The organism is Streptomyces hyderabadensis, assembly GCF_020404845.1.
GTDB classification, from domain to species: Bacteria; Actinomycetota; Actinomycetes; order Streptomycetales; family Streptomycetaceae; genus Streptomyces; species Streptomyces hyderabadensis.
In genome coordinates, this window is sequence record NZ_JAIOJZ010000106.1 from 1 (window position 1) to 11,454 (window position 11,454).

Consider the following 11,454-nt stretch of genomic DNA (forward strand, 5'->3'; position numbering starts at 1 on the left):
TGCCGACCGGGTCAGCAAGCAGGTCGGCCGGTCCCGGGGAGGTGGGACCGGCGCCTTCGGTGGGGCGGGAGGTGTGCGTCAGACGCCCGCGACGGCCTCCGCCGCCGCTCGGCCGCAGACGCGGGCCGCGCCGTGGGTGGCGAGGTGGAGGGCGCCGCGGGGCTCCGCGCGCGGTACGCCCATCTCGACGACGATCGTGTCGGGCCGCGCCGCCAGCAGGACGTCGAGGGCCGCCCCCATCCACGGGTGGCGGTGCTCGTCGCGGACGACGGCGACGATGCGGCGGGAGCCCGCCGCCGCCAGCGCCTCGCGACCGGCGTCGGCCCCGTTGAAGCTGCCGGTCTCGGTGCCCGGGAGCAGGCGGACCAGCTCGGCGGCCACGCCCCAGGGGGTCTCGTCGCCGACCGCGATGTTCGCCACCGGGGTGAGCGCGGCGACGTACGGCGGCTCGGTGAGCGGGGCGGACTCCCCGCCGACCGTGACCCGCAGCGCGCGGCGGGCCGCACGCAGGCCCACGTCGCCGTCGGCGGTGTCCGGCGCCCCGTCGGCCGGACGGTTCTGCGCGGCCCAGCGGGACAGGGACCGGACGCGTTCGGCCGCGTCGGCCAGGCGCTCCTCGGGCAGTTCGCCCGCGCGGACCGCCTCGACCAGCGCGTCGCTCAGCCGCCGTACGGTGTCCTCGTCGTGCAGGCCGCCGCCCACGCAGATCGCGTCGGCGCCGGCGGCGATGGCCAGGACGGTGCCGCGCTCGATGCCGTACGTACCGGCGATGGCCTTCATCTCGATGCCGTCGGTGACGATCAGCCCGTCGTAGCCCAGTTCGCCGCGGAGCAGGTCGGTCAGGATGCGCCGGGACAACGTTGCCGGAAGCTCCGGGTCCAGGGCCGGGACCAGGATGTGGGCGCTCATCACCGCGCGGCTGCCGGCCGCGACGGCCGCGCGGAACGGGACCAGGTCCCGTTCGGCCAGCACGTCGGCGTCCACGTCGATGCGCGGCATGGCGTGGTGGGAGTCGATGCCCGTGTCACCGTGGCCCGGGAAGTGCTTGGCGCAGGTGGCCACGCCCGCGGACTGCATCCCGGTGATGTAGGCGGCGGTGTGCCGGGCGACCAGGTCGGTGTCGGAGCCGAAGGCGCGCACCCCGATCACCGGGTTGTCCGGGTTGGAGTTCACGTCGGCGGACGGCGCCCAGTTGAAGTTGACGCCCGAGGCGGCCAGCCGGCGGCCCAGTTCCGCGGCCACCGCCCGGGTGAGCCCGACGTCGTCCACGGCGCCGAGGGCGTGGTTGCCGGGGAAGGAGGAGCCGGTGCGCACCTCCAGCCGGGTGACGTCGCCGCCCTCCTCGTCGATCGCGACCAGCAGGTCCTCGCGCTCGGCGCGCAGTTGTGCGGTCAGGGCCGCCACCTGCTCGGGTGAGGTGACGTTGCGCCCGAACAGGGCGACGGAGGCCAGCCCTTCGCCGATGCGGCGCAGCAGCCAGTCGGGGGCGGTGGTGCCGCCGAATCCGGGTTGGAGGACGGTGAGCGCGTCGCGCGTGAGGGTGTCGGTGGCCCTCGCGAGGGTCGTCATCGGTGGTGCTATCCCTTCACGGCGCCGGCGGTCAGGCCGCTGACGGCCTTGCGCTGGAGGTAGACGAAGAGGATCAGGATCGGGATGGCGAACAGCGAGGAGGCGGCCATGGTCGCCCCCCAGTCGTCGCCGAAGACGGTCTGGAAGCTGGTCAGCCACAGCGGCAGGGTCTGGGACTCCGCCTCCTTGTTGACGACCAGTACGAGGGGCAGCTCGTTCCACGCGGTGATGAAGCCGAACATCGACGTGGACATCAGGCCCGGTGCGAGCAGCGGCAGGATGACCCGGCGGAAGGCCTGGACCCGGGTGCAGCCGTCGACCATCGCCGACTCCTCCAGCTCCCTGGGCACGGCGGCGACGAAGCCGCGCAGCGTCAGGATGGTGAAGGGCAGGATCATCATCATGTAGAAGAGCGTGAGCGGCACCAGGCTGTTCAGCATCGACGCGTCGCGCACGATCATGTAGATCGCGATGACCATGACTTCCCAGGGCGCCATCTGGGCGAGCATGAAGCCGACGATGAAGCCGCGCCGCCCCTTGAACCGCATCCGCGCCAGGGCGAAGGACCCGGCCAGCGCGATGATCAGCGAGAAGACGACCGCGCAGACGGTGACGATGAGCGAGTTGCTCACGTACGTCCAGAAGTGGTCGGCCTCGGTCGCGGTCTTGAAGTGGTCGAAGGTGACGTCGGTCGGGAACCAGACCGGGTCCTCCGAGATGATGTCCCCGGTCGGCTTGAAGGCCGTGGCGAACATCCAGTAGACGGGGAAGACGAGGCCGATGAACAGGACGACGGCCGTGACGTTGGGCCACAGGCGGCCGAAGAGCGAGCGCTTCACAGCTCGTCCTCCTCTTGCTTGAGCACGATCCTGAGGTAGTACGCGGTCAGGCCGAGCAGGATCAGGATGGTCAGGACCGCGATCGCGGCGCCCATGCCGTAGTGCTGGTTGCCGACACCCTCGATGTAGGCGTAGACGGGCAGGATCTCGGTGAGACGGTCCGGTCCGCCGCCGTTGAACGTGTAGACCTGGACGAAGGCCTTGAAGATCCAGATGATCTCCAGGAACGTCGTCGCGTAGAGGAAGGGGCGCAGGAACGGCAGGGTGACCGAGGTGAAGCTGCGCCACACGCCGGCCCCGTCGAGGGCGGCGGCCTCGTACAGCTCGCCGGGGATGGTGGTGGTCGCCGCGTAGAGGTTGATCGCGACGAACGGGACGGACATCCACACGATCAGCACGGTGACGACGAAGAAGGTCGAGAACTGGCTGCCGGTCCAGCTGAAGTCGGCCATCGAGTGCCAGCCGAGCTTGTCGAGCACCCAGTTGACGACGCCGAAGCGCTCGGCGAAGAGCCACTGGTAGACGGTGGTCGCGGCGACCACCGGCATGGCCCACGCCAGCACCAGGCCGATCATCAGCACGAACCGCATCGCCCTGCCGAGACGGGCGAGCAGCAGGCCGATCAGACCGCCCACCAGCATGGTGAGGACGACGTTGACCGCGGTGAAGATGATGGAACGGAGGGTGACGCGCCAGAAGTCCTCGCCGGTGAGGACCTCCTTGTAGTTGTCGAAGCCGGTCCACTCGGTGACGTGCTGGATCAGCTGCGCCATGTTGAGGTTCTGGAAGGACAGCAGGCCGTCCTTCACCAGCGGCCAGCCGAGCAGCAGCACGGTGGCCGCGGCGGCGGGCAGCAGCAGCAGATACGGGGCCAGCGCGCCGGCGCGCGACGCGGCTCTCGCTCTGGGCCCGCCGGTTCCCCCACCGTCCGCCTTGCGGACGTCCGACGGGCCTGAGGGCGGCCGTTCGGTCTGCACGGTCATGCTCGCGGTCTCTCTCTTCTCGACCTGTTCACCTCGACGCCGGGGCGGGGGCCGTCGTGTGCCAGCCCCCGCCCCGGCTCACCCGGTGCTACTGCTGCTGCGCCAGGCGCTTGTTGAACTCGCCCTCGACCTGCTTGGCGGCCTCGGCCGGGGACTTGCCCTTCATGACGGCCGTCAGGTACGTCTTGATCGGGTTCGGGTCGTTCTCGACGGCGGCCCACTCCGGGATCAGCGGCGTGGTGTCACCGGTACCGGAGGCCGGCGCGGCGGCCTCGGCGGCGGCGTTGCCCTTCAGGTTGCTCTGCAGCGCCTCCTTGTTCGGGATGACGCCGTTGGCCTTGGCCAGCGCGCCCTCGTACTTGTCGGAGAGCGCGAGCTTCAGGAACTCCTTGGCCAGGTCCTGCTTCTTGCTGCCCGCGGCGACGGCCAGGTTGGAGCCGCCGAGGAAGACGCCCTCGGGCTTGTCCGCCGTGGGGCCGGGGATGGTGAAGTAGCCGAGGTCCTTCTCGATCGCCGGGTTGGTGGCGATCGCCGTGGCGCCCTCCCAGCCCATGCCGATGAACGAGCCGACCTTGCCCTTGGAGAAGATCTCACCCTGCTGCGGGGTGGCCTCGTCCTTGTCCTTGGGCGCCTTGGAGAGGGCCTGGAACTTCTTGTAGGTCTCGGTGGCGGCGGCGACCTTCGGGTCGGCCAGGTTGGAGACGTACTTGTCGCCGTCCTTCTTGACCAGCTCGCCGCCCTCGCCGATGACCAGGCCCACGAAGTGGTACCAGTTCTGGCCGGGCAGGTAGATCGGCTCGGCGTCGGTCTTCTCGCCGATCGTCTTGAGGTCGTTGTAGAACTCGTCGCGGGTCTTGGGCAGTTCCTTGATGCCCGCGTCCGCCCAGATCTTCTTGTTGTAGACGACGACGCGGTTGACCACGAACCACGGGGCCGCGTACTGCTTTCCGTCGAAGACGGCGGACTTGTTGAGGGACTCGGACCAGTCGGTGCCGATCTCGCTCTTGAGGTCGCTCAGGTCCGCGAGGCCGCCGGTCTTGGCGTAGGCCGGGGTCTGGGTGTTGCCGATCTCGAAGACGTCGGGCGGGTTCTCCTCGGAGAGGGCGGTGGTCAGCTTCTGCTGGATACCGTTCCACTTCTGGATCTCGAACTTGACCTTGGCCTTGGTCTTCGCCTCGAACTCCTTGGCGAGGTCCGCCTGCCAGTCGTCCGGCGAGGAGCCGTCCATCACCCACACGGTGAGCGTCTCGCCGGCGTAGCCGTCGGCGCCGGCCTTCTTGTCGCCGCCGTCGTCGCTGTCGCCCCCGCACGCGGCGATCGAGACCATCATGCCCGCGATTCCGATCGCGGCTATAAGCTTGCGCTTCACGCCAACCCTCCTCAGGGATGCCACACAACCCCCCTGCCTCCCCGCGGTTGCTCGTCGACGCGGACCGCCCATGGGGCCGGGACCTGGACCAATGGTGTAGACCAGTACGGGGAGCTTGGCCCAGACCAATTGGACTGTCAAGGGTGTTCAAACTCAGTCCCTCCGTCCGTGATGGGACCGAGATATGCAGGGACCTTTCATTGCGCAAGCGACAGTTCGGGCGCACCGGGACCGGGTGTACCACCTCCCACCGAATGACGTGCGCCGACGGCTCCGAACGCGCGTACCAGCGGCGCCCGACCCGCCTGTGGACTAGACCAAGGGTGTTCCCGCGGGTATACAGAAGGGATCACGGAGCGTGCGGGGGCCATCCCGGCACCAGGCCGTGCCACGATGTGAGCCGTGGCCGACAGGGACAGCGGTCGCTTCGGCATCCGGAGCCGGGAAGGCAGAGCATGAGCACCGACGTCAGCAGTGCGGAGAACGAGGGTGGGGCGACCGTCCGTACCGCGCGCGTGCCCAAGTACTACCGTCTGAAGAAGCATCTGCTGGACATGACCCGGACCCAGACCCCGGGCACCCCGGTGCCGCCGGAGCGCACTCTGGCCGCCGAGTTCGACACCTCGCGCACCACGGTGCGCCAGGCCCTGCAGGAGCTGGTCGTCGAGGGCCGCCTGGAGCGCATCCAGGGCAAGGGCACCTTCGTCGCCAAGCCCAAGGTGTCGCAGGCGCTGCAACTCACCTCGTACACGGAGGACATGCGGGCCCAGGGCCTGGAACCCACCTCGCAGCTGCTGGACATCGGCTACATCACCGCCGACGACCGGCTCGCCGGACTGCTGGACATCACGGCCGGCGGCCGGGTGCTGCGCATCGAGCGGCTGCGCATGGCCAACGGCGAGCCGATGGCCATCGAGACCACCCACCTCAGCGCCAAGCGCTTCCCCGCCCTGCGCCGCTCCCTGGTGAAGTACACGTCCCTCTACACCGCGCTCGCCGAGGTGTACGACGTCCATCTCGCCGAGGCCGAGGAGACCATCGAGACCTCCCTGGCCACCCCGCGCGAGGCCGGCCTGCTCGGCACCGACGTGGGCCTGCCGATGCTGATGCTCTCCCGGCACTCCCAGGACCGCACCGGCCAGCCCGTGGAATGGGTGCGGTCGGTGTACCGGGGCGACCGCTACAAGTTCGTGGCCCGGCTGAAGCGGCCCCAGGACTAGGCCTGCCCGCCCGGCACATACACGGCATTCCTCCCCGCGCGCGGGCGCGACGTTGCAGTTGAGGACCGATATACGGACGAGGTCTTCCGCTGTCTCGACACCGTCACCTACATTTCGTGCGCACTGCACGAGGTGATCAGCGAGGGGACGGAGCCGCGCATGCCAGAAGACACAGAGGTGAGCAGAGGGCCGGTGGTGACGCCGGTGCGCGTCGTCATCGGCCTCTGTCTCGTCGCACCGTTCGTCGCCATGCTGTGGGTCGGGTCGTACGCCGGCACCGACCCGGCCTTCATCGGGATCCCGTTCTTCTACTGGTACCAGATGGCCTGGGTCGTGATCTCCACCGCCCTCACGATGATCGCGTACAAGCTCTGGCAGCGTGACCAGCGCGCCCGCCGGGAAGGCGGGGCCAAGTGAACGACGGCGTGAACGGCGTCGCACTCGCCGTCTTCATCTTCTTCTTCGTCCTCGTCACCGCCATGGGCTTCATGGCCGCCCGCTGGCGCCGGGCCGAGAACGAGCACAGCCTGGACGAGTGGGGCCTCGGCGGCCGCTCGTTCGGCACCTGGGTCACCTGGTTCCTGCTGGGCGGCGACCTGTACACGGCGTACACCTTCGTCGCCGTGCCGGCGGCGATCTACGCGGCGGGCGCGTCCGGCTTCTTCGCGGTGCCGTACACGATCCTGGTCTACCCGCTGATCTTCACCTTCCTGCCCCGCCTGTGGTCGGTCTCGCACAAGCACGGGTACGTGACGACCTCCGACTTCGTGCGCGGCCGGTTCGGCTCGAAGGGCCTGTCGCTGGCGGTGGCCGTCACCGGCATCCTGGCGACCATGCCGTACATCGCGCTCCAGCTGGTCGGCATCCAGGCCGTGCTCGACGTGATGGGCGTCGGCGGCGGCGAGGACACCAACTGGTTCATCAAGGACCTGCCGCTGCTGATCGCCTTCGGCGTGCTGGCGGCGTACACGTACTCGTCGGGGCTGCGGGCGCCCGCGCTGATCGCGTTCGTGAAGGACACGCTGATCTACATCGTCATCGCGGTGGCGATCATCTACATCCCGATCAAGCTGGGCGGGTTCGACGACATCTTCGCGTCGGCGAGCGACAAGTTCACCGAGACGGGCGCGGGCGGAGTGGTGCCGAACGCGGGGGGCCAGTGGACGTACGCGACCCTCGCGCTCGGCTCGGCGCTCGCGCTGTTCATGTACCCGCACTCGATCACCGCCACGCTGTCCTCCCGCAGCCGTGAGGTGATCCGCCGCAACACCACGATCCTGCCGCTGTACTCGCTGATGCTGGGCCTGCTCGCGCTGCTCGGCTTCATGGCGATCGCGGCCGGGGTCAAGGTGGAGAACGGCCAGCTGGCGATTCCGCAGCTGTTCGAGAACATGTTCCCGGACTGGTTCGCGGGCGTGGCCTTCGCGGCGATCGGCATCGGCGCCCTGGTGCCGGCGGCGATCATGTCGATCGCGGCCGCGAACCTCTTCACCCGCAACATCTACAAGGACTTCATCAAGCCCGACGCCACCCCGGCACAGGAGACGAAGGTCTCCAAGCTGGTGTCGCTGCTGGTGAAGGTGGGCGCGCTGATCTTCGTCCTGGGCATGGACAAGACGGTGGCGATCAACTTCCAGCTGCTGGGCGGCATCTGGATCCTGCAGACCTTCCCGGCCCTGGTCGGCGGCCTGTTCACCCGCTGGTTCCACCGCTGGGCGCTGCTCGGCGGCTGGGCGGTCGGCATGGTCTACGGCACGGTCGCGGCCTACGGGGTCGCCTCCCCGACCCAGAAGCACTTCGGCGGTTCCTCCGACGAGATCCCCGGCATCGGCGAGATCGGCTACATCGGCCTCACCGCCTTCGTGCTGAACGTCCTGGTCACCGTGGTCCTGACCGTCGTCCTGAAGGCGGTCAAGGCGCCCGACGGCGTCGACGAGACCAAGCCGGCCGACTACACGGCGGACGCCGGCGACCCGGGCGTCCAGGTGGAACTGCCGCCGGCCACGGCGGGCAGCTCGCACTAGCGTGGCACCGGTCAGCGGGCCGCCGGAGAAATCCGGCGGCCCGTTGTCGTACCCGTCGGGCACACTCGGCGGCATGGACTTCGTGATCCGGCGGGCGACGGCCGAGGAGTACGACACCCTCGGCGAGATCACCGCGCAGGCCTATCTGCGCGACGGCCTCCTCGACTTCGGGGAGAGCGACTCCTACCTGGACGAGCTGCGCGACGTGGCCAAGCGGGCGGCGGCCGCCGAGGTGCTGGTCGCCGCGGCGGACGGCCGGGTGCTCGGCGGCGTGACCTTCGTGCCGTCCGGCGGCCCCATGGCGGACATCGCGCGCCCCGGCGAGGCCGAGATACGCATGCTCGCCGTCGCCCGCGAGGCACGCGGCCGCGGGGCCGGCGAGGCCCTCGTGCGGGCCTGCGTGGACCGCGCCCGGGCGGTGGCCGGGTGCACGGGCGTGGTGCTGTCGACCCAGACCGACATGCGCACCGCGCACCGCCTCTACGAACGGCTGGGCTTCGTCCGCACCCCCGCCCGCGACTGGAACCCGCTGCCGGAGCTGGACGACATCATGCTGCTCACCTACGAACTGACGCTCTGACACCGCCTCCGGCGCACCCCTGACGCGCCATCCGGACACAACATCTGGGGGTGCTGGCGAAGCCCGGCACAAGATGTATGCTCGTGCTCGCTGTCGCCGCAGGGGAATCCGGTGCGAATCCGGAACTGTCCCGCAACGGTGTACTTGTGTGCATCCGTACGTCTTCGCACGTGCGCGCACGCCGGTCCAGTCCGAGGACCTGCCGACAGTGCGCCCGGCCGTCCCGGTCCGGGTGCCATGACGTCCGGGCCTCGTGGAGTGGGCCGGTGGACGCGCGGCGCCGCGTGCGCCCGTGTGCTGCCCCCTGCCCTCCCTCCGCCGGGCCCCGTGCCGAGCGAGGGAGTGCTCCACGTGACCATCGCGCCAGCGGACCCGGCTTCAGCGAACCCGGTGACGGCTCCAGCCACCCCGGGGACCGCCACCCCCGGGTCCGGGGAACCCGACGGACCCGGTGCCGCCCTGCTGCGGACCCTGACCGCACTGACCGCCGACCTGCCGGACGCCGACCCCGGCCGGGTCGCCGCCGCCGCGCTGCGGGGCCGGTCCGCCCACGCCGACGAGGCCGAGCTGCGGGAGCTGGCCACCGAGGCGGCGGCCGGGCTGATCTCCGAGGACCCGGTCTACTCCCGGCTGGCCGCCCGGCTGCTGACCCTCGGCATCCGCGCCGAGGCCGCCTCCCAGGGCGTCGTCACCTTCACCGACTCGGTCGCCACCGGCCACCGCGAGGGCCTGATCGCCGACCGCACCGCCGCCTTCGTACGGCTGCACGGGGCCCGCCTGGACGCGCTGACCGACCCGGACGCCGACGACCGCTTCGGCTACTTCGGGCTGCGCACCCTGTACAGCCGCTACCTGCTCCGCCACCCGATCACCCGCAAGGCCGTCGAGACGCCCCAGCACTTCCTGCTGCGGGTCGCCGCCGGGCTCGCCGAGGACGACACGGTCCGCGCGGTGGACGAGGTCGCCGCCCTGTACGGCCTGATGAGCCGCCTGGACTACCTGCCCTCCTCCCCCACCCTCTTCAACTCCGGCACCCGGCACGCCCAGATGTCGTCCTGCTATCTCCTGGACTCCCCCAGGGACGAGCTGGACTCCCTCTACGACCGGCTCCACCAGGTCGCCCGCCTGTCCAAGCACGCCGGCGGCATCGGCATCGCCTACTCCCGCGTCCGCGCCCGGGGCTCGCTCATCCGCGGCACCAACGGGCACTCCAACGGCATCGTCCCGTTCCTGAAGACGCTGGACGCCTCGGTCGCCGCCGTGAACCAGGGCGGCCGGCGCAAGGGTGCCGCCGCGGTCTACCTGGAGACCTGGCACGCGGACGTCGAGGAGTTCCTGGAGCTGCGGGACAACACCGGCGAGGACGCCCGCCGTACGCACAACCTGAACCTCGCGCACTGGGTGCCGGACGAGTTCATGCGGCGGGTGGACGCCGACGGGACCTGGTCCCTGTTCTCCCCCGCCGACGTGCCGGAGCTGACCGACCTGTGGGGCGAGGAGTTCGACGCGGCCTACCGGCGGGCGGAGCAGGCGGGGCTCGCCCGCAAGACGCTGCCCGCCCGCGAGCTGTACGGCCGCATGATGCGCACCCTCGCGCAGACCGGCAACGGCTGGATGACCTTCAAGGACACCGCCAACCGCACCGCGAACCAGACCGCGACCCCCGGCCACGTCGTGCACTCCTCCAACCTCTGCACGGAGATCCTGGAGGTCACCGACGACGGGGAGACGGCGGTCTGCAACCTGGGCTCGGTCAACCTCGGCGCCTTCGCCGACCCCGTGAGCGGCGGCCTGGACTGGGAGCGTCTGGACGCCACCGTCCGCACCGCGGTCACCTTCCTGGACCGGGTCGTCGACATCAACTTCTACCCGACCGAGCAGGCGGCCCGCTCCAACGCCCGCTGGCGCCCGGTCGGCCTCGGCGCGATGGGCCTCCAGGACGTCTTCTTCCAGCTGCGGCTGCCCTTCGACTCCGCCGAGGCGAAGGCCCTGTCCACCCGTATCGCCGAGCGGATCATGCTCGCCGCGTACGAGACCTCCGCCGACCTGGCCGAGCGGAACGGCCCCGCGCCGGCCTGGGAGAAGACCCGTACCGCCCGGGGGGTGCTGCACCCGGACCACTACGACGTGGCACCCGCCTGGCCGGAGCGCTGGGCGGCGCTGCGCGAGCGCCTGGCCACGACCGGGCTGCGCAACTCCCTGCTCCTGGCCATCGCGCCGACCGCGACCATCGCCTCCATCGCCGGTGTCTACGAGTGCATCGAGCCGCAGGTGTCCAACCTGTTCAAGCGCGAGACGCTGTCCGGTGAGTTCCTCCAGGTCAACTCCTACCTGGTGGACGACCTCAAGCGGCTCGGCGTGTGGGACGCCCGCACCCGCGAGGCGCTGCGCGAGGCGAACGGCTCGGTGCAGGGCTTCTCCTGGATCCCCGAGGACGTGCGCGCGCTGTACCGCACCGCCTGGGAGATCCCGCAGCGCGGCCTGATCGACATGGCCGCCGCCCGCACCCCGTACCTCGACCAGGCCCAGTCGCTGAACCTGTTCCTGGAGACGCCGACCATCGGCAAGCTCTCCTCGATGTACGCGTACGCCTGGAAGCAGGGCCTGAAGACCACGTACTACCTGCGCTCGCGCCCGGCGACCCGGATCGCCCGCGCCGCGGCCCGAGCCACCGCCCCCGTCCCCGTGCAGGCCACCCCCGACCCCGAAGCGGTCGCCTGCTCCCTGGAAAACCCCGAGTCCTGCGAGGCCTGCCAGTAATGACCACCGAGACCCCCGCCCCCCCCCCCCCCCCCCCCCCCCCCCACCCCCCCCACCCCACCCCCCCCCCCCCCCCCCCCCCCCCCCCCCCCCCCCCCACCCCCCCCCCC

Annotated in this window: 9 protein-coding genes and 1 riboswitch; of the genes, 5 read left to right on the forward strand and 4 right to left on the reverse strand. The window is 70.6% G+C overall.

Annotated elements, in window-relative coordinates; translation table 11 throughout:
* Positions 1 to 78: 78 nt before the first annotated feature.
* The 4 genes from K7854_RS36665 to dasA all read right to left on the reverse strand — a co-directional run bounded on the left by K7854_RS36665 (position 79) and on the right by dasA (position 4,760).
* Entirely contained in the window at positions 79 to 1,569 is a 1,491-nt protein-coding gene (locus K7854_RS36665; protein ID WP_226030885.1) for a glycoside hydrolase family 3 protein, read from the reverse strand.
* An 8-nt stretch (positions 1,570 to 1,577) separates the two neighbouring features.
* Positions 1,578 to 2,408 (reverse strand): carbohydrate ABC transporter permease, encoded by an 831-nt coding sequence (locus tag K7854_RS36670; RefSeq protein ID WP_226030886.1) that lies wholly within the window; start codon positions 2,406 to 2,408, stop codon positions 1,578 to 1,580.
* Positions 2,405 to 3,391, reverse strand: a complete 987-nt coding sequence (locus K7854_RS36675) for a carbohydrate ABC transporter permease (protein WP_226030887.1) — start codon at positions 3,389 to 3,391, stop codon at positions 2,405 to 2,407. The genes K7854_RS36670 and K7854_RS36675 overlap by 4 nt, the downstream gene beginning before the upstream one ends.
* Before the next feature lie 88 nt (positions 3,392 to 3,479).
* Positions 3,480 to 4,760 carry a N,N'-diacetylchitobiose ABC transporter substrate-binding protein DasA gene (dasA, locus tag K7854_RS36680; protein ID WP_226030888.1) on the reverse strand — a complete coding sequence of 427 codons (1,281 nt, stop codon included), beginning with the start codon at positions 4,758 to 4,760 and terminating at the stop codon, positions 3,480 to 3,482.
* Positions 4,761 to 5,215: 455 nt separating this feature from the next.
* Here dasA and K7854_RS36685 point away from each other — a divergent pair, with 455 nt between their 5' ends.
* From K7854_RS36685 to K7854_RS36705, 5 genes are all read left to right on the forward strand, one after another.
* On the forward strand, positions 5,216 to 5,980 hold the full coding sequence (locus K7854_RS36685) for a GntR family transcriptional regulator (RefSeq protein WP_003973740.1): 765 nt from the start codon (positions 5,216 to 5,218) through the stop codon (positions 5,978 to 5,980).
* A gap of 159 nt (positions 5,981 to 6,139) precedes the next feature.
* Positions 6,140 to 6,397: a DUF3311 domain-containing protein gene (locus tag K7854_RS36690; RefSeq protein ID WP_226030889.1), complete on the forward strand. Its 258-nt coding sequence runs from the start codon at positions 6,140 to 6,142 to the stop codon at positions 6,395 to 6,397.
* The gene (gene mctP, locus K7854_RS36695) at positions 6,394 to 8,004 is read left to right on the forward strand and encodes a monocarboxylate uptake permease MctP (RefSeq protein ID WP_226030890.1); all 1,611 of its coding nucleotides are present in this window, start codon (positions 6,394 to 6,396) and stop codon (positions 8,002 to 8,004) included. Before K7854_RS36690 ends, mctP begins: the two co-directional genes overlap by 4 nt.
* Before the next feature lie 73 nt (positions 8,005 to 8,077).
* Positions 8,078 to 8,584 (forward strand): GNAT family N-acetyltransferase, encoded by a 507-nt coding sequence (locus K7854_RS36700; RefSeq protein WP_226030891.1) that lies wholly within the window; start codon positions 8,078 to 8,080, stop codon positions 8,582 to 8,584.
* Between the two features lie 77 nt (positions 8,585 to 8,661).
* Positions 8,662 to 8,805: riboswitch (cobalamin riboswitch) on the forward strand.
* 130 nt (positions 8,806 to 8,935) lie between these two features.
* Positions 8,936 to 11,344 (forward strand): ribonucleoside-diphosphate reductase subunit alpha, encoded by a 2,409-nt coding sequence (locus K7854_RS36705; protein ID WP_226030892.1) that lies wholly within the window; start codon positions 8,936 to 8,938, stop codon positions 11,342 to 11,344.
* Positions 11,345 to 11,454: the final 110 nt, after the last annotated feature.